Origin of the sequence: Endozoicomonas atrinae (assembly GCF_001647025.1) — a bacterium.
Lineage (GTDB): Bacteria > Pseudomonadota > Gammaproteobacteria > Pseudomonadales > Endozoicomonadaceae > Endozoicomonas > Endozoicomonas atrinae.
Genome location: NZ_LUKQ02000017.1, coordinates 1 through 19,365, shown reverse-complemented (window position 1 = coordinate 19,365; position 19,365 = coordinate 1). Strand labels below are relative to the sequence as shown.

At 47.6% G+C, this 19,365-nt stretch carries 16 protein-coding genes and 1 pseudogene; 5 read left to right on the top strand and 12 right to left on the bottom strand.

Features of this window, described 5'->3' with window-relative positions:
- Position 1: 1 nt before the first annotated feature.
- Complete coding sequence (locus AK963_RS04075; protein ID WP_066014200.1) at positions 2-811, bottom strand: hypothetical protein; 810 nt, start codon at positions 809-811, stop codon at positions 2-4.
- A 217-nt stretch (positions 812-1,028) separates the two neighbouring features.
- On the opposite strand from AK963_RS04075, the gene AK963_RS04070 reads away from it, so the two are divergent.
- The gene (locus AK963_RS04070; protein ID WP_139117239.1) at positions 1,029-2,960 is read left to right on the top strand and encodes an AMP-dependent synthetase/ligase; all 1,932 of its coding nucleotides are present in this window, start codon (positions 1,029-1,031) and stop codon (positions 2,958-2,960) included.
- A gap of 90 nt (positions 2,961-3,050) precedes the next feature.
- On the opposite strand, the gene dauA is transcribed toward AK963_RS04070, so the two are convergent.
- Positions 3,051-4,769, bottom strand: a complete 1,719-nt coding sequence (dauA, locus tag AK963_RS04065; protein WP_066014199.1) for a C4-dicarboxylic acid transporter DauA — start codon at positions 4,767-4,769, stop codon at positions 3,051-3,053.
- 115 nt (positions 4,770-4,884) lie between these two features.
- Positions 4,885-5,757: a LysR family transcriptional regulator gene (locus AK963_RS04060; protein WP_066014198.1), complete on the bottom strand. Its 873-nt coding sequence runs from the start codon at positions 5,755-5,757 to the stop codon at positions 4,885-4,887.
- Between the two features lie 568 nt (positions 5,758-6,325).
- On the opposite strand from AK963_RS04060, the gene AK963_RS04055 reads away from it, so the two are divergent.
- Positions 6,326-6,841 carry a phosphoribosyltransferase gene (locus tag AK963_RS04055; protein WP_066014197.1) on the top strand — a complete coding sequence of 172 codons (516 nt, stop codon included), beginning with the start codon at positions 6,326-6,328 and terminating at the stop codon, positions 6,839-6,841.
- A gap of 54 nt (positions 6,842-6,895) precedes the next feature.
- Here the strand turns inward: AK963_RS04055 and aroC are convergent, their stop codons facing one another.
- The 4 genes from aroC to AK963_RS04035 form a co-directional block, all read right to left on the bottom strand.
- Positions 6,896-7,978: a chorismate synthase gene (gene aroC, locus AK963_RS04050; protein WP_066014196.1), complete on the bottom strand. Its 1,083-nt coding sequence runs from the start codon at positions 7,976-7,978 to the stop codon at positions 6,896-6,898.
- Positions 7,979-8,035: 57 nt separating this feature from the next.
- Positions 8,036-8,983 carry a 50S ribosomal protein L3 N(5)-glutamine methyltransferase gene (gene prmB / locus AK963_RS04045; RefSeq protein ID WP_083232444.1) on the bottom strand — a complete coding sequence of 316 codons (948 nt, stop codon included), beginning with the start codon at positions 8,981-8,983 and terminating at the stop codon, positions 8,036-8,038.
- A gap of 131 nt (positions 8,984-9,114) precedes the next feature.
- The gene (locus AK963_RS04040) at positions 9,115-9,831 is read right to left on the bottom strand and encodes an SIMPL domain-containing protein (RefSeq protein ID WP_066014195.1); all 717 of its coding nucleotides are present in this window, start codon (positions 9,829-9,831) and stop codon (positions 9,115-9,117) included.
- 92 nt (positions 9,832-9,923) lie between these two features.
- Positions 9,924-10,832, bottom strand: a complete 909-nt coding sequence (locus AK963_RS04035) for a LysR family transcriptional regulator (protein ID WP_066014194.1) — start codon at positions 10,830-10,832, stop codon at positions 9,924-9,926.
- Between the two features lie 114 nt (positions 10,833-10,946).
- On the opposite strand from AK963_RS04035, the gene AK963_RS04030 reads away from it, so the two are divergent.
- From AK963_RS04030 to AK963_RS04020, 3 genes are read left to right on the top strand one after another with little or no spacing between them, the layout of a single operon-like run.
- On the top strand, positions 10,947-12,131 hold the full coding sequence (locus tag AK963_RS04030) for an argininosuccinate synthase-related protein (RefSeq protein ID WP_066014193.1): 1,185 nt from the start codon (positions 10,947-10,949) through the stop codon (positions 12,129-12,131).
- Positions 12,132-12,174: 43 nt separating this feature from the next.
- A complete protein-coding gene (locus AK963_RS04025) occupies positions 12,175-12,924 on the top strand; it encodes a 2OG-Fe dioxygenase family protein (protein ID WP_066014192.1) in 750 nt (249 codons plus the stop codon).
- Between the two features lie 51 nt (positions 12,925-12,975).
- Positions 12,976-13,884 (top strand): DMT family transporter, encoded by a 909-nt coding sequence (locus tag AK963_RS04020; RefSeq protein ID WP_066014221.1) that lies wholly within the window; start codon positions 12,976-12,978, stop codon positions 13,882-13,884.
- A 331-nt stretch (positions 13,885-14,215) separates the two neighbouring features.
- Here AK963_RS04020 and AK963_RS04010 read toward each other — a convergent pair whose 3' ends face one another.
- The 5 genes and pseudogenes from AK963_RS04010 to AK963_RS33095 all read right to left on the bottom strand — a co-directional run.
- Entirely contained in the window at positions 14,216-14,686 is a 471-nt protein-coding gene (locus AK963_RS04010; protein ID WP_066014190.1) for a DUF2059 domain-containing protein, read from the bottom strand.
- Between the two features lie 120 nt (positions 14,687-14,806).
- Positions 14,807-15,775, bottom strand: coding sequence for a phospholipase C/P1 nuclease family protein (locus AK963_RS04005; RefSeq protein ID WP_139117238.1), 969 nt, complete (start codon positions 15,773-15,775; stop codon positions 14,807-14,809).
- A 131-nt stretch (positions 15,776-15,906) separates the two neighbouring features.
- Positions 15,907-17,166 (bottom strand): hypothetical protein, encoded by a 1,260-nt coding sequence (locus tag AK963_RS04000; protein WP_066014188.1) that lies wholly within the window; start codon positions 17,164-17,166, stop codon positions 15,907-15,909.
- A gap of 13 nt (positions 17,167-17,179) precedes the next feature.
- Positions 17,180-17,659 (bottom strand): SycD/LcrH family type III secretion system chaperone, encoded by a 480-nt coding sequence (locus tag AK963_RS03995; RefSeq protein ID WP_066014187.1) that lies wholly within the window; start codon positions 17,657-17,659, stop codon positions 17,180-17,182.
- A gap of 547 nt (positions 17,660-18,206) precedes the next feature.
- Positions 18,207-19,088 (bottom strand): annotated as a pseudogene (locus AK963_RS33095) (IS3 family transposase); the annotation flags it as partial.
- Between the last annotated feature and the right edge of the window lie 277 nt (positions 19,089-19,365).

The following is a 19,365-nucleotide window of genomic DNA, read 5'->3' as shown; positions in this document are numbered from 1 at the left end:
GTTACGGGCTCAGTTCTATTAAGTAGACAGACTCCCCACCCGAAACCTGGTTTGTTAATGAGTAGTGACTATGTTCATTAAGAATCCAGACTTTAGGGCGATCTGCGGACTCTTCAACCGGTTTTGCAAGATTCAGCACGGCATCACCATTGGTAAGGCTCACCACAGAAGTTTCTGAATTCAGTCGTCCTATCAGAAAAAGGGTTCGGTCATTACTATGAATTTCGAGCGGCTCTTCACTTACCTGAACCCTATATAGTGCCACCTTGCCCTTTCTGAACATTTCTTCTGGTTCAACGCCTTCCAGCAAGGCTGAGCTTCCCGATGCAATCCCTTTCAGGTTATGTATCTCAATGCGAATCGCACGATAATGATTCAGAGAGTCCCTGTTTTCTACGTAATGATAGGGTTCTGGTTCCATAAACTGCCAGATGGGTAGACTGTCGGCTCTCAGCAGATCCCCACTGGTCTGATGAACCACTTTCTCATTCCCCATCTGGTCGACATTCCGAACAACAACCGATGTTGGCCGATCAACAAACATAAAGCTGTCTATTTTATGGGTATGGGGTATCTCAGCAGTGCCGGCAGGAATCATCACATCAACTACTCTTGCCATTGGCTGATCCGCCATTAGCCGATGATATTCCGGGAAGCAGTCCGTTCCATCAATGTTATCCGGCCAGAAGTCTCCAGTATAAGAAGGTTCATTCTGTGAGCTGTATACAATTCCAACGGCTGCTGCCATAAGAATCACTGAGCACAATATGCTGGCAAATAAACGGGTATACAAACTTGATCCAGGCATCATCACAAATTTGCCTCTCAACAGAAAATAAAGCTAAAACATAGCAGAAGAGCACTGTCCGCTGAGTACCAGGCTCCCTCTTTCATTGGATATAAAACAGATTCTGCAGACTCAGTGATGGTATAATCTACACCTATTCCACAAAAGTGATGGGGTTTGTTTACATCCAGTAATAATCGTTACTAACCGTTACATTTTCCCGTTCTGGATGTCACCAAAAATGATCTGGATCAATTTTGGTATCCCAGGTCATCCTGTAACATCAGGCTTCCATCATTTTGTTGTCTACATTTTCATCCAGCTGTTGAGAATACTTTCTGTGCCGATGAACTCCCCCTTGAACATGCACCTGATCAGCCAGATCCGTGATCGTGCCCAGCGCAGCCCGGAACATATCGCCATGCGCTTCGCCACTCAAAGCTCTGATCAAGTTGCTCATCAAAACGAGTGGCAGGAAGTCAGCTGGCATCAGCTCAGTGAAAAGATTGACCAGGCTTCCCGCGCACTGCTGAAACAAAACCTGCGTGTACAGGCGAAAGTAGGCATATGGTCCCAGAACATGCCTCAGTGGACAGTAGCCGACCTGGCCTGCCTTCAGGCACGACTGGTTACCGTGCCACTGTATCCCACCAGTACTACTGAACAGGTCAAATACATTCTGGATGAAACAGAAGCCACTCTGCTGTTCGTAGGTGAGCATGCACAATACCAGGGTGCCCTCGAGCTACTAGATCAGTCATCCACGTTAAAGACCATTGTTGTCTTTGACCGATCAGTTGATATTGCAAGCTGCCCACAGGCAATCTACTTTGATGACTTTATCCAGCATGGTGTAGAACAGGCCATTCTCGAAGAAAGACTGGCTGCCCGTTGCATGGAAGACCTGTTTACCCTGATCTATACCTCCGGCACTACAGGCGAGCCCAAAGGTGTTATGCTGGACTTCGCCAATATGGCGGCCAGCTTCCGAGGTCATGACCAGATCATCCATCTGGACAGTCTGGATACCTCTCTCTGCTTCCTGCCACTCAGCCATATTTTTGAGCGTGCCTGGAGTTTTTATGCGCTGGCCCGTGGTGCAACCAATGTCTACCTTAAAGACCCTCATCAGGTCAGTGAGGCTCTGAAAAGCGTTAAACCAACTGTACTGTGCGTAGTCCCCAGATTCTTCGAAAAAGTCTATACAACCATTCACGGAAAAGTATCCACTGCTCCATTTGTTCGGCGCATGATTTTTAATACCGCCGTAAAAATTGGTACAGCCCACATGGAATACCGCCGCAAAGGCATTGAGGCTCCTGCATATCTGGAGAAGCTCAACAATATCGCGGATAAAATGGTATTCAGCAAAATTCGAGAAGGCCTGGGCGGTAATATCCGGTTTATGCCCTGTGGCGGTGCTCGTCTTGATGATGACATCAACCGTTTCTTCCATACCATTGGTATTGATGTAAAAGTCGGTTACGGCATGACCGAAACCGTAGCAACCGTAACCTGCTTCCGCGATACTGAATTTGAATTTGGCTCCTGTGGTATTCCTTTACCAGGCATACAGGTGCGCATCGGTGCAGAAGGTGAAATCCAGGTAAAAGGCGATACCGTAATGCGCGGCTATTACAAAAAACCGGAAGAGACCGCCAAAACCTTTACCGCTGACGGCTGGCTTCACACTGGCGATGCTGGCCTGATCGATGAAAACGGTGCGCTGCGCATGACCGAACGCATTAAGGAATTGATGAAGACTTCCAACGGTAAATACATCGCACCGCAATACATTGAAGGTACGCTGACCAAAGACCGCTTTATCGAACAGATTGCAATTATTGCTGACGCCAGAAACTATGTGACTGCATTGATTGTACCTGCATTCGAAGCACTGGAAGAACACGCAAAAGCCTTGAATCTGAAATACAAGAATCACAAGGAGCTGATTCAACACAGCAGCATTCAAGAGCTGATTCAGGAGCGTGTAATTAAGGTCCAGGAAGGGCTAGCCAAGTTTGAGCAGGTGAAAAAATTCACACTTTTACCTAAGGAGTTTTCAATCGAACTGGGTGAGATCACGCCGACATTGAAACTGCGTCGTAAAATTATCATGAAGCGTTTCCAGAAAGAGATAGAGGCAATGTACGCTTCCAAAGCAAAAGCCTGACAGCTATATTTTTCAGGCGCCACAAAAAAGGCATCCAAATGGATGCCTTTTTTCATTCGGGTAATACTGATGTTTATAATATCGATCGACTTATACCAGTTCCGCCAGAGCATCATTCAATAAAGGATAAAACTTCACTATCCCTTCAATAGGTTCAACGCCTGCCCGGGCCAGTGTTTTCAACGGCTGAAACTGTAATTCGCTGATCAAGAGCCGAGTATGGTTCTTCCTGCACTGATCAATCAACCGGGTAAGTGCAGTGAGCCCTCCTGCATCCAACAGATAGACGTTTTCCATCTGTAAAACAATTGTGTGTTTATCCTGACTTAAACGACTGATCTCTCCAAATACATGATCAGCAGCAGCAAAGAACAGTGGTCCCTCAATTCGTAGCACGGTTGTCGTTTCTGATGCCGGTATATTTACATAACGCTTATCGCTGGTGATATCCCTGACCTGTATCATCTCAGCAACTTCTTTCATAAACAGCAATGCCGCCAGTACAACACCGACACTGATGGCAATAACCATATCGAAGACTACGGTCAGTAAAAAACAAACCAGAAAAACCAGCACATCGCTGCGCGGCGCCGTTTTCAACAAGTGTACGGCTTTAGGCGCTTCACTCATGTTCCAGGCAACCACTAACAGCAGTGCGGCCATCGCCGACATGGGTATGTAAGAAAGAATACCGGTGAGCGCCACCAGCGCCAGCAGTACAACCAGAGCGTGTATCATACCTGACACCGGACTCTGAGCCCCGGCTTTCACGTTGGCGGCTGACCGGGCAATGGCTGCAGTGGCAGGAATTCCCCCAAAGAATGGTGCAACAATGTTACCAACACCCTGCCCTAACAGCTCACTGTTTGCACTGTGTCGTGTACCCGTCATGCCATCCAGAACGACAGCACACAATAATGACTCAATAGCACCCAGCATCGCGATGGCAAACGCTGAGGGCAACAATGCCTGAATCAGAGACCAGCTGACTCCCAGCGGCTGCCCATCAACACCTGCCTGCATCCAGGGCCAGGCAAACTCGGGAAGGACCGGTGGAATCCCCATTCCCATGGAGCCATCAGGTAACAGGTACTGGAACCGGCTACCAATGGTTTCAACCTCAACGCCATAACTCCCCATCACCAGGGCCAATAAACTACCAATAATCACGGCCGGCAGATGAGCGGGAACAGGTAGCCGTAACCTCGGCCATAACAACATCACAGTTAATGTAACAACGGCAATCAGCAGGCTTGGCCAGTGGGTACTGCCTGCACCATTGACCAGGGCTGCCACTTTCTCCCAATAATGCTCTGGCATGGCGCTAATGGTCATCCCAAAAAAATCTTTCAACTGAAGTGTCGCAATCACAACACCAATACCGGCGGTAAACCCCAGTGTAATTGACTCCGGTATGTACTGAATCAGACGTCCGAGGCGCATTAACGCCATCAGCACCAGAATGATTCCGGACATTACTGTTGCCAGCAGCAACCCGGCAAGGCCAAATTTTTCAGCGATGGGAAAGAGAAGTACGACAAACGCTGCTGTCGGGCCGGATATGCTGTAACGCGACCCACCCAGCAAGGCAATAATAAATCCGCTGATGATCGCCGTATAAAGACCGTACTGCGGCGCAACACCACTGGCAATCGCCAGTGCCATGGATAATGGAATAGCAATAATCCCGACGGTCAACCCCGCCAGAAGATCGTTGGCAAAACGCTTACCAGTATACTTGTCTGCAATGCAGGCCTGACTCAGGGCATGGCAGAGTTTCAATGACAATAGATGAGCTCGGTGTGGCACGACAGTGGCCTATCATCAGAAGAGGAGGGAAAAGGTGCGGTATCTTAGCCCCAATCCCAAATGCATTCTATGCGTAAAAAGAGCATTAATCTTAAACCCGGGCAAGCTGATTCACTTACTGATCAGAATAATTAGCTGAGATATTATGAATCAAATCCTGCATAACAGGACCTGGCTGATGATCGATACGCCAAATCAAGCCTACTGGCCAACGATATACAGCCTGAGGATGATTAAGGATCACCAAATTACCCAGGCGAATTTCTTCTATGGCTTCAGACTTCGGACAAACTGTCCAGCCCAGCCCGCGCTTTACAAGAGCCAGGGCAGACTGATAGTCCGACATCTGCCAGAAGTTATCGGACAAACGAACTTTGGAGGCATCAGTGGAAGGATGAAGACGAGCGGAAATCTGACGATGGCTATTCATATCGGTCAACTCCAACTCATCATGAGTGGCCAGCAGGTGATCACGATGACAAACCGCAACAAAGTCATAATGCCCAATTTGCTGACAGGTGAACCGGGTTACATCAAGCTGATTAAAACCGGTATAGGCAAAATCCAGTTCTCCTGAATCGACCCCACTGAGCAACTCATCATCAAACCCTTCTTTTAAGGTAATATTAACAGCAGGATGCTGTCGCTCTATTTCCTGCAGAATATCCCATATAAAGCCTTTCTCAACACCGTGATCTACCCCAAATGATAGACTTTCTTCATCGGGCAAATGCAAACTGGCAACCTTGCGTTCCAACATCTCAGATGTTGTTAGTAAAGAACGACAAATCATCAGCAATTTCTCCCCTTCATGGGTTAAAACCGGCTTATGACCCGTTCGATCAAACAACGTAACCCCCCACTGGTCCTCCAGACTGCCTATCCAGTTACTGACCATCACTCTGGGTTTACCCATTTTTTTAGCCGCTTCCGAAATTGAGCCCGATTCATGAGTTTGTAGAAATGCCTGTACTGCTTGAAGCTTCATTCCAATTTCCGTGATTACAAACTAGCGTTTTGAAGAAGAATATGGGGTAACGGCACTATGCCTTCAGACACTTTAAATTGCCAATCCACATTTCAATATCAGACCTGTACCAGTATGAGTTATTAGTGAAGGGTATTTTAATTGGCTTTGGCAGTGTTTTAACAACCGGCTTAGCTTCAATATCTGCTATCAGCTGCTGACTTATCAGACTCCGTACCTGTTCCATAGAAAGTAAAGTGTCCACGATTTCCAGCCTCCTATTGTAGTTTTGTCCCAGTTCTGTGCGATTTCAGATTGGCACAGGGTATTTTTTATCAACAGTAAAAATATTAAATACCAATAGGGTCTATACCGATCTGAACGGTGTGCTATTTTGCTCCTGATTCGAGGTGTTAGTCACATCAGAATCTGTCACAAAATCCTGACAGTTACATAGGGTTTAATGTCATTAATAAAACTGAAAATTACACGCTATTCTGCATCAGACCTTCCAACAGATATTGCACAATACCAGCCACTTCCATAGAATTTGCGGATTTATTTTCCTATGGCCTGATGCCGATCTTCTATGTCAAACATTCAGCAATACAACTTCACCTATAACAATATTCATAACACCATTCGTAATACGGCCAAAACCATTGCCGAACTCGGCTATGTGCCTGACTACCTGCTGGCCATCGGTGGTGGTGGTCTGATCCCCGCTCGCATCATGCGGACCTACATTAACCGCCCTATTCTGATCGTCTCTCTGTCTCGATACAGTGATGAGACCGGTACAGCGCCAGCCAGTCAGCCCATCAAACTGCAGTGGCTGGAAACAGACATCGACCTGACTGGCAAGAAAGTACTGGTGATTGATGAAGTAGACGACGAAAGAACAACGCTTGAATTTACTCTTCAACACCTGTTCGACAGTCACCCTGGTGCCGAGTTTTCTGCCTTTGTCGTGCACAATAAAAAGAAGGAAAAGAAGGGACAGCTGCCTGAACAGCTCAAGCACTTCTTTGTGGGCGAAGAGATCGAAGATTACTGGATCAATTATGCCTGGGATGCCGAAAACATTGATGCTTTTGGCCAATAAAATACGCTGACCAGCAAATAAAAAAGGCTTCCAGATGGAAGCCTTTTTTATGCTTTAAACAACCGGTGCCGGACTGACTACGTCAGCATTCTGTGCTCGATGGCGCATAAAATGATCCATCAGCGTAATCGCCATCATCGCTTCCGCAATGGGGACGGCACGTATACCTACACAGGGATCATGGCGCCCTTTGGTCACAACCTCGACCGGCTCACCCTGCATATTGATGGACTGACCTGGGGTGGTAATACTGGATGTTGGCTTAAGAGCGATATGCGCAACAACATCCTGCCCGGAACTGATACCACCCAGGGTTCCACCAGCATGGTTTGAAAGAAAGCCATTCGGTGTGATTTCATCCCGGTGCTCTGTACCTTTCTGGCTGACACTGGCAAATCCATCACCGATTTCCACGCCCTTCACGGCATTAATGCTCATCAGAGAGTGAGCCAGATCCGCATCAAGGCGATCAAAGACCGGTTCTCCAAGACCAGGGGGGACACCGGTCGCCATGACGGAAACCCGGGCACCTACTGAGTTACCTTCTGAACGCAGACTGGTAATCAACGCTTCCATTTCCGGTACTTTGTCCGCGTCTGGCGAGAAAAACGGGTTATTTCTGACTTCATTCCAATCCAGCTTCTCAACACAGATATCACCGATCTGGGACAGCCAGCCACGCACTTCAATACCCTGGGACTGCAGATACTTGCGGGCAATGGCTCCGGCAGCAACCCTCATGGCCGTTTCCCTGGCGGATGAACGGCCACCACCGCGATAATCCCGAACACCGTATTTATGTGTGTAAGTGTAATCAGCATGGCCGGGTCTGAAGAGATCCTTAATATTGGAGTAATCCTTGGAGCGCTGATCCTGGTTCTCAATTAACAGACCAATGGGAGCACCGGTGGTCACTCCCTCAAAGACGCCCGAAAGGATCTTAACCTGATCCGGCTCACGACGCTGAGTTGTGAATTTGGACGTACCCGGCTTACGACGATCCAGGTCAACCTGAAGATCTGCTTCGGTTATTGGCAGCCCGGGAGGGCAACCATCAACTATACAACCCAACGCCAGACCATGGGACTCACCAAAGGTAGTGACCCTGAACAGTTGCCCTATACTATTTCCTGCCATACTTAAGCGATCTCATTCTTATTTTCAGAAAAGTCTAAAAAAGAGTTTGAAAGCCCGTTACAGGGCTTTTAACCGATTCTTGAACAAAGGCTGATACTTTCTGCAATCTTCAGCGGACAGAACCAGAACGCCATGACCACCTTTTTCGAAATCAGGCCAGACAAACGGTACTTCCGGATACTCATCCTGTAAAGCCCACTGGCTGTTGCCCACTTCCAATACCAGCAGACCCTGCTCATCCAGGTAATCACCGGCCTGTGCGAGAATTGTACGGGCGAAATCAAGTCCGTCATCTCCAGCGGCCAGACCCAGCTCTGGTTCGTGAGTAAACTCTTCCGGCATATCGGACATATCTTCAGCATCCACATAAGGCGGATTACTCAAAATAAGTTGATACCGTGGACGCTCTGGCAAGGCATCAAAAAAATCAAACAGATCCGACTTGATGGCCTGTACCCTGCCCCAAAGCTCATGGCGATCAATATTGATATTAGCCACTTCCAGGGCGTCTTCAGAAATATCCAGCAGATCCACCTGAGATTCAGGAAACGCATGCGCTGCCGCAATGCCGATACAACCGGAACCAGAACAAAGGTCAAGCACACGACTGACCTCTGCATCCCCCATCCACGGCTGGAACTGCTGGAGAATCAGTTCGGCAATGGGGGAACGGGGAACCAGAACCCGCTCGTCCACATAAAACGGCATATCACAGAACCACGCCTGGTTAACAAGATAGGCCAGAGGTTTACGACTGACCGCCCGCTCTTCAATCAGGTTGGCCAGCTTTTCACGTTCACGATGGGTTAAACGACTGTCAAGATAGTTGTCGGGAAGATCCCAGGGAAGCTGCAATACCTGAAAAACCAGATGAAGGGATTCATCCAGCGCATTATCACTGCCATGACCAAAGAACAGACCTGCTGCATTAAAGCGGGTCGCTCCCCAGCGTACAAAATCTCGAATAGACACCAGTCCTTCGCAGGACTCATTGGAACCTGTCACATTTGCTCCTTCGGATTCGAAGCTCCCGGGGTTTTCACGGTGAGTCAAATCCTTACTGCCTCATATAGGCGGCATAAAATAGCATATTCCTTGCTCACGGGTAACGACTGTTTAAAAGTTAGCAGGTAACCTTAATCGGAGAGATAATACTCAATGGTCGCAACCACCCGGACCTTCTTGATATGCGGGTTATTTCGGTCACGGTTGCTGATCGAAAACTGCCCCTGAGAGGCTCTCTTGATTTTGCCCAGTTCACTTTGCGAGTCTGAGGCAAACTTTTCAGCCACTTCCCGAGCTTTGCGGGTCGCTTCCTCAATCATTTCCGGCTTTACATCATTCAACCGGGTAAACAGGTACTCGGGCTGTGAGCCATAATTTCCCCCGGTAAAAACAATGCCTTCTCGACCAAGGTCCGAGAGCCGCTCCATCACTGAGCGTACCGCCTCAATATTATTGGAATAAATAGTGATGGTTTGCAGGGCGGTATAGCGAAACTCCGGACGACTGCTGCTGCCATATTGGTTGGCCGATTTATCAGTAATATCAGGCGACATCAGACTGATCTCATCAGCAGCGATACCACTCCTCTCCAGAAATGCTCTGATTCGGTTAGTATTGTTCTCAATCGTGCCATAGAGCGATTTCAAATCATTATCTGCCGCTGAAAACTGAATTGGCCAGATCACAACGTCTGCCTGGCACTCCCTCTCCGACAACCCTTTGACAGTGACGCTTCTCTCATACTGCTTGTACTCAATGGCAGCATTCGCCAACAAATACCCCAGACAGGAAAGCCCCAGAAAAATAGAAATGCCCAGTATCAAGGCACTGACTCTACCGGTACTCATTCTTCTTCCACCTAATGCTTTTGTTTAAGAAAGAACCCGGTCCTTAGGTAATTTGATATCAGTTTGCCCCGCTAAATTATCAGATTCCGCGCTCATGTCATCTCATTTACCAGGTAATCAATAAAACAGCGAAGCTGAGCAGGAACATACCTTGACCGTGGGTACTGGATATTGATCCTGCCCTGGTAATTACCCATCACTTTCCAGTCTGCAAGCACCTGAACTATCTTTCCTTCCCGCAACGCTGGCTCAGCAGTAAAACTGGGCAACATGCCAATACCAAGCCCCTGAAGAATGCCATTCAAGCGCATTTCGGTATGATTCACAGCATACTGACCGTCTACGGCAACCCGGACTTTTTGATCCCCGTACACAAACTCCCAGTGGTTATCATCTGTCTTTTCCCCTAGGTAGAGACAGTTATGCCTGACCAGGTCTTTGGGATGCTCAGGGGTGCCATACTGCCGCAAATACTCTGGCGTTGCACAGAGCTGAAGTTCGACCTGTCCCAGAGAACGAGAGGCAAGACCCTCTATGGGATGATCGGTGATCCTGAAGATGGCATCCACTTCATCCTTAATCGGGTCCACAAAATAATCGGTGATCTTCAGCTTCAGACGAATATTCGGATACTGAGCAAGAAAAGGAAAAATCAGAGGCTCAAGAACCTGCTTGCCAAATGCCTTTGGAACGGCAATCCGGAGATAGCCCGCAGGATCTGACTTATCATGACCGGACGCATGAACGGCTTCCCTCGCCGAGTCCAGCATTACACGACAATAATCATAGGTTGGCTTTCCGGATTCACTGATCCTGACCTGTCGTGTGGTTCTTTCAAGAAGTTTGATCGAAAGGGCCGACTCCAGCCGTGAGATCTGTCGGCTCACCGCCGATGGTGTAACGCCTAACTTCTTTCCCGCAGCAGTAAAGCTCCCACACTCGACAACGGTGACAAAAGCAGCGAGGTCCGGCATGAGCGAAATCAGTTTATTTGTGTCCATACGTCAAAAATCATGTTCTTTTAGAGGTCATTATAAACATATAAAGCATTAGCTAGCATAAGTATTAAAGTTTGCAACCGGATACTGCAAATAAAGTACATCAGGAGTAATGACATGAGAAAAATAAGAAGTATTCAGGATTTGTCGTTTGTTGCTGAACAGACAGACCATGTACTCACCCTGTTCAGTGGCGGCCTTGACAGCACTTATCTTTTGAGCCTCCTGAGCAGCATGCATATCAAGGTAACCGCTCTGGCCGTCGACCTTGGTGATGGTATTGACCGGACAAAACTCCAGGCCATTACCGAACATTACGGGGCCGATCTGGTTGTCGAAGATGCCACTGAACAGTTTATTGAAAATGCCGTCATACCAGCTATCCAGGCACAGGCAATGTACATGAATATGTACCCGGTCAGCTCATCCCTGTCACGCCCTGTGATCAGCCGTATCGCCGTCGAGACAGCGGGTAAACTGGGGTGTGGTGCCATTATTCATACAGCAAACCAGTCGCAGAACAGTTTACGCCGCCTCAATGGCGCAATAAAAAACAGTGGTTACCGTGGCTTCTATGGTTCTCCCTACGAGTACAGTGCCATTACCCGTACCGACAAAGCATCCCAACTTTCCATTCCATGCATGCAGGACCAGCGCCAGGGAAGTGTCAGCAGTGACAGTAACCTATGGTGCAGAGAGTATGAGTCCGGTGTTCTGGACAACCCGGAAGATTTTATGATTCCAGAGTCCCTTTTTCTCTGGTCAAAGGAAAATCCATCCAGGCAGATTACTGAAGCTGCTCACCAGATTCGCATCACTTTTCGTGACGGGATTCCGGTGTCTGTCAATGAACAGCCAATGCCCCTGGTAGAGTTGATCAAATTCCTCAATATTCGTGCTGGCGCCTACAAAATTGGCAGATACCTGGGACTGGAACATCTTGATCAGGATGAAAAAGTGCTGGAAATACGGGAAGCACCAGCTGCGAGAATGTTGATGGAAGCTTATAAGCATCTGGAAATGTCAGCTCTGCCTACCGATTACCTGAACCACAAACATCAGCAGGAACAGATCTGGACCATGGAGGCCGTTGAAGGTCGCTGGGGTAGTCCTCTACAACTGGCGGCTCGGGCATTTATCCAGTCTTCAATCGAGAAAGTATCAGGCTCCGTTACCTACAAAATGGAAAAGGGTCTGGCAACGGCCATCTCTATTGTTGCCAGAGAGCCTCTTTACCTGACCAATCGAGATCACTGGGAAATTCAGGCAGCACAGGAAAGGAGCCAGCGCTCACTGGTCTGATCACTCCCCCTATAAAACCAACAATAATGAAAGGGAAATAGACATGGGTATGATGGTTGCTCCCTACCGGGAGATCAGGGAAGCGGTTCACAGTGTCAGCAACACACTGACTGGCAGGCAATGGATTACACTAAGCGGATCGGATATCACCCGTCTACTCAATATCACCCGGGAAGACATTCAACAGTTCGGTGCATTGTGGAGCGACCTCAGACTGGACCATTACATGGCTGATGGTGGCTGCTACCGTTACCGACGGTATGGCCAGTTTTCACTGGACCCGGACACACTGGAAAAGCATCAGCTTCCCCATGAGCCTTATTTTCAGCCAGGCTACATCAATACGTTGAACGGTGAAATAAAGCGTGCTTTCGAACCACTGACGGCGGAGTTCGCCCTCCATCATGTGCTGGATCGACTCATCCGTTTCATGGCGGAGGTCTGTAATGGCGCCTCGGGCAAAAAAGTGCCCTGGAATGTCCGCCTGCACCCCTACCGGATTGTTGCCACTGAAGACAGTCATGGTATGCCAACGCCAGAAGGACTTCATCGCGATGGTGTAACCTTTATTTCATCAGTCATGATCCGTAGACACAACATTCAGGGGGGAGTAACCACCATTACCGATGCCAGCCAAACCCACCTGGCGGATGTACAACTGACCCAGCCTTTTGATCTTATGCTGGCCAATGATGAAACCACCATGCATTCAGTGTCACCCATATCGATGGCCAATAGCGAGCTGAATACTGCATACCGTGACGTTCTAGTCATCGCTTTCACACAACCATAAAAAACACGAGAGATGGCAGGCTTTACCCAGGGAAAGCCTGCAGGTAAATTTATGCACTCATTATTACAAGCACGGTTTTACAACCGAAAACTGCCCATTGCAGAACTTTCACTGCTAATGGTTGCCATTTTCTGGGGAACCAGTTATGGACTGACCAAAGAAGCCCTTGTTTACATTCCGGTACTGGGCTTTCTGACCATCCGGTTTCTGATGACATTCAGCATTTTACTGCCGATTCTCTCCAGAGAACTGAGATCGGGTGCCGCCAGAGACTGGAAATATGCGCTGCCAACCGGCTGCATACTGCTGTCTATCTTTCTCTGTGAAACCTACGGCGTGGCCAATACCACTGCCTCCAACGCCGCTTTTCTGATCAGCCTGTGCGTTCTGATCACACCCTTTATTGAATGGGCGGTGTTCAAAAGCTACCCCGGTGGAAAGATTTTTCTGCAGGCCATGGGATGCCTGCTCGGTGTATTCCTGCTCTCTTATAATGAAACACAGGGAGTTGCCTTCAACCAGGGAGATGGCTTCATACTCCTTGCCGCCCTGTTCAGGGGTTTTATGGTTATTGTGACAAGGAAGCTGATGATTGGACGTCAACTTTCATCCATTAGCCTGACGGCTATTCAGTCCGGCGTGGTCGGTAGCGGAGCACTACTGCTCTGCCTGATGATAAATCCGGAAACCAACCTGCAGATTCCGATGGTTCCTGAATTCTGGCTAATCACACTCTATCTGGTGCTGTTCTGTACTATTTTTGCTTTTTTTGCCCAGAACTACGGTGTCCGACAGACCTCTCCATCGCGGGTTGCATTGCTAATGGGAACTGAACCGGCTTTTGGTGCAGCCTTCGCAATGTTATGGCTGGGAGAACACCTGACCGGACTCCAGATACTGGGAGGGCTATTAATCGTTGTCTGTGCAACCTACAGCTCGATTCATCGAGCCAGCCAATGACCCATAGCCATACAGATCATTAACGCCTTTGTAACGGTACCCGGGAAGTAGAAGATGCAGCCAAAAGTAAATGAATATTGAATCACAAAGGCACCAAGGAAACCTTTTGGTTTGTTGGACTTCTCAGGGGGGGCTGTCGGTTGGCTGATGCGTGTGCGGGCCTGAGCTGGAACCACAAAGAGCACAAAGGAAAAGAAAAGCGCGTGTTTGTGTCCTTTGTGGTTCCCTTCTTAAATCAGACCTTTAACTAATCCCCCCAACACTGAGGGTAATCTGTCCTGATGAGTTCAGTTGCTAACTGGAATATCTTTCAGACAGGATATAACAACAATTACTGGGTTTCAGATAACTGAAGGCGCTCTGCTTCTGCAACAATCATCGCCTCCAGCTTATGAATATTAGCCTGGACCCGCTGAACACCGATCTGTCCTCCCCTGGCAAAGAGCACTGGCATTTTTTCAATGGTCTTTTGACCGACAGGTGTCTGATAGAATGCATTCAGTTCACGGAGTTCACTCGCCGTAAACTCTTCGGCATAGAGCTTCACCATCTCAGGTTTAAGGCTTTCATAGCTCATATGCTGCTCAAAGAAGTCCGCAATCACATGCCTGAATGGTAACAGCGTAGGATTCTGCTGAATCTGCATATCCATCATCTGATTCATGGACTGTTCAATGGCCGTCTCAGCGCCCATTACATTCAATAGCCTGGCAGCCTCTTTCTTTGCTTCACTATTATCAGCCAGGGAAAAAGTGCTAAACGCGAAAAGCATCCCACATATCGTAAGACGAGCCAGCCTCATAGAAAATCCTTGTCGTTTTTATAAAGCCTGAACTCTACCGTTTCCATTGAAAAATAGAAAGGCCAGGCATTAGGGGGCGTTACCTACTGGACATACAACCAGTTGATCCCCCCCTGAGGCCTAATCATGCCCGTAACCAGTAGAATACGCCAATTTATAAGCAGCCAGGAATGCAGCACCGGATATTACAGCCTGCCAGTGTCGTGCTTTGACAAAATTTTCGTATTTTTCCTGTGTCATCTTACATTCACCAGCCAATGTTCCAGTATCACCAAAAGCAATATTTACTTGATCGTCCCACTCATTGCGATAGCCGGTAAAATAATCATGGTGATAATCATAATCCCAGAAAAAGCGCCACTGCAGAGTACATTCCGGGATCTTTTGATCCAATGCATGCAACGTCAGCAAAGCCGTGTTTTTAACAAAAAACAGCACCGGATTTCTTTTGACGGCGATATCCCCTTTTTTTGGTAAAGTATTGAGTAACAACTGCGGCTCATTGGAAAACAAGCGTAAACACAATGGATCTCTCTCTGACAGCTGATCAATATCTATCAGAAAGTGTTGATAGGCAACGGGCCAGTCATCCACTGTATCGTGAATGATCCGGGGTCCATACATGCCGGTTGCTCCCAGTAAAAAAAGCGGAGGCAAAGGCCCATGAAACACTGGCATAACATGGGCAGGCACCGTTACATCTTCTATAAAATGCAGTGCACTGCCTGCGAGCCGGCCAATGAAACGATCCGCAGCCCTGATATCACTTTCAATATCACTCAGCATTTTACTCATGGAACGGTTTATCGGCCCGTATTGCTGTCTGCTTTCCAGGTGGGGATTATAAAAGTGCCAGTTAAATACCCTCTTCACCGCTTTGCTTAAATAGGTGTCTTCACCGGCATCAGCCTCAGAAATATCAAGAGCAGCCTGGTCATCAATAACAAGACTGTACATCTCATCAGAAAGACACTGATTGAAAAGCTTGATGGACAGGCTGGAAAGTAATTTATGCTGGTCAGGCTCGTAGGCAAACAACGGTGAACTGCAAAAAAGCATCAGGCAACAAAGAAGATAGACGCGCTTCATTGATCATCAGTACTCTGTAATCTTTATTCTAAGAAGCTGGCCAAACGAACTCCTTTTCAGCACAGCACCATTGATCATTAAAGCAAATAATTTTAATGAAACAATGGCAACTGCATTCAAGGAACATAAAGTTAGACTTTTCTTGCGGATTGAAGCAGTTCCACCCGCTTATTCATCATATCCTGGTATGATCCTTGTCGGGTGACACTATCCAGAACCTGTATAAGATGCTCTTTCAAATGCTGTCTGAGACTCCCAGGCGTTTCATCCGATGTATAGCGGTCAACCATCTGTTCGATGGCGGTCGTGATCAGACTTGCAGAATTCAGTACTTCAGCAGCCACTTTCGGCTCACCGGCTTGAAGTGCAGCAATGGCCTGCTTAAGTTTTTCCACGGCTTCTTTATTCTGATCTTCTTTGATCTCCTCTTCCCGTAATCGCTCTTTCAATATCTCCAGAAATTCAGAATTTGCCATGGCTTCAATTGAAAGGAGTATCCCCTTTTGGATGACAAGAGTGCCCTCAAGGAACGATTCACGAGTCCTGATTAGTGGATCCAGGTCAATCCCCAGCCTCTGGGACAACAGACTTAAGCGCACATGCTCCGGTATTCCATAGAGATCTGCACTGTTCTGCTGAGCGCCCCTTGCTCCATTGACAGATGCCCCCCCGCTATTGCGATTGATGGAAACAATATCATCAATCATCCTTTGCAACGCCAGTGAGCCTGTATTCGCCACAGATGGGGAAACATTAGCCGCCACAACACTCAATGCCTGAAGAGGTGCTGATAACTCTGCGCCGGAGGTTTGCTGGATGGACGCTGCCAGCTGCCTGACATTACTTTCGTAGACTCCCATCATTGCCGCCGTATCCATGGCATCTGGCAGTGCAGACTGCATCTTTGTCACCATATCCTGTAATGGTGTGGATGCAGGCATCGTGACAGCTGACAGTTGAGGAGCAAAATCTTTTCCTGTCGCTGCAGTATGGCTATCAACGGTTGTCTGCGGCTGTGAAGGCTGCCCAGTCTCCTCGCCAGACACAGCCTCTGATGAGCTACTTTCGAAAGGCTCAACGTCCTCTCCTGCAGACAATTCTTCCAGAGAGTCTTTGGTAACCAGGGCTTTTGACAGAAGCCCCTTGATATCTTCAGATGCAGCAACCGTAGCCCCCGGAAGAGCCGGTTGAAGTGTTGGAACCGGTATCACACGTGAGGCAAGGTAGTCGTCAGCCTTATCTGGCTGACTTTGTGAGACAGTATTCGTCTGATCATAACCGGAAGTCACCTTTTCAACCGAGTCTTCTATGGGCTGACTGGCCAGAAGCTCTGTCGGTACCGGCTCCAGTCGCTTGGACTGTAAATCTCCTGATCCTGATATCTCACTCATACACTAACTCCTTTCAGTGCAATGAAAACTCGTTAATCATTTTTTGTACCCGACTGACATCTGAGCTGGTGATGCCGGATTCATTGGCCATCAAAACAGACGCCTGATAAGCAAGCCTCGCTTTTTGATGCTCCTCCAGAGCAACATAACAATCACCAATATAAATCATTGGATGTGGATCATCGCCATCGAGAGAGATGGCGTAAAGGTAAGTATCAATAGCCTCGCCATAAAGGCTCAACATTTGCTGGCAGGCACCAAGGCCAGTGAAAAAGCGAGGATTCCACTGGTCATAGAGACAGAGAAATTGAAATAAATGGGCGGACTTTTCGTACAACCCATTATTATATTTCAGATATGCCAGTTCATAGAGAGCTTCCTGTGCTTCTTCACTGATATCACTTGCTTCAGCAAGACTCCCTCCCCGAGCCATATAATCCCCAACAATGGCCATTGTCTGGGCATCGGATGAGCTGAACAATGAATCATTCATATACTGCTTCCCTGCAGATTAGAAAGATGAGTTATTCTTTATAGGTATAGCACTTACCAGTATGAATAATGATTTCCGGCATGTAGCTCCGCTTTTCACAAGACTCATCGAAAAACCCATAACCCCTTGAAGATAAGAAGGTTATTTGTTCAAACCAACCTCTGCCAGGCAATATCTGGGGAGCATGCACTTATGCAGGCCAATTAGAATAATCACAAGAGAACAGTAAATGAGGGCTATAAGGGATAATAGCGGAGAGGGATGGCTTCGAACCCTGACAACACTAGAAAAAAAATCTATATAGATCAATATATTAAAGTAAAAAGAAATAGTAAAAAGTGTCCATTCAGGTCGTCAAACGTGGTTATTGGACACATCAGTAATAATTTCTAAGGATATCTCTACAGATGTAAAGCCACCGATTCAATGTAGATTTCAACATCCAATAAAACGGGGGAAGTACAGCAGCTAACGCTGCATCATTTGTGATCGAATGGATCGCCCCCCCTGAACTTGACCCGCTTTAACGGACACCTTGTTCTTTTTATCAGGCAGCCAATTTCTCATACTGCTCAGGTGTTGTATATCCTAAGCCAGAGTGCAGACGCCTAACATTGTAATAACTGATATATTCTTTAACTGCTCGTTTCAATTGTTCTTCTGTTTCAAACTGGCAGCCATGCAATGCTTCTGCTTTCAATGAATGCCAGAAAGACTCCATATAAGCATTATCTGTACATTGTCCTGGTCGATTCATACTTGAGACCATACCAAGGCTTCTCAGCTCACTCTGATAGCGTATCGCAGTGTATTCAGCCCCTCGGTCACTGTGAAAGATCACACCTGTTGCTGGCCTGTAAATTCTGCTCGCCTGCTTCAGTGCGCTCAGTGTTAAATCTACTGTCCGTGTTTTATCCAATGACCAGCCCAGAATTTTTCGCGTGTGTACATCCAGAACAGCAGCTAGAAAGTAATGCCGATATCCCACCTTCAAATAGGTTACATCGCCAACCCAAAGCTGATTTTGCGCCGAAGGTTTTGCCTTACCAATCAATAAGTTTTCTCGGATATAGAAGGCCTTATGAGACGGAGCTCTCCGGTAAATCCGAGCTACCCTGGATTTCAGCGACTGCTGCTTCATTAGCCTTGCTACCCGTTTCCGGCCACAACGTACACCTTCACGCTTCAATGTCTGGTGGATACGCGGAGCTCCATATCTCCCCTTGTGGTCTCGATAGATCTCCTGAATTCGCTCACTCAAGTGCTGGTCTTGCTTGTCCCGGTTGGATTTGGTGCGCTTTACCCAGTCATAAAATCCGCTTCTGGAAACCCCATATATTTCACACAGACGCACGACGCTGATTACTTTTTTCTGCTGCGCAATTTTCTGGTAGGCCTCGTTTTTATGTCGAGCCCTGAAGAGACGGCAATGACTTTTTTTAAAAGGTCATGCTCCTTAAGAAGCTTCTGATGCTTCTTTTCTATAGCGCGTAAACGGGTCAACTCAGCGGCTGTTTCTCTGTCTAAAACCTGAGTATCAGTGTCTTGGTTCACAAACTTTCCATCCCTGTACTGCTTTTGTCATCACCGATGTAATAAGTCTTCAAAACACCAGTTTAATTTGACCTCCCGATTAACCCTTTTCTGGCCGATTGTTTTCCTGTTGGTATCAAGCAGGGAGCAGCGCCATGACCAATCGAGAGGAC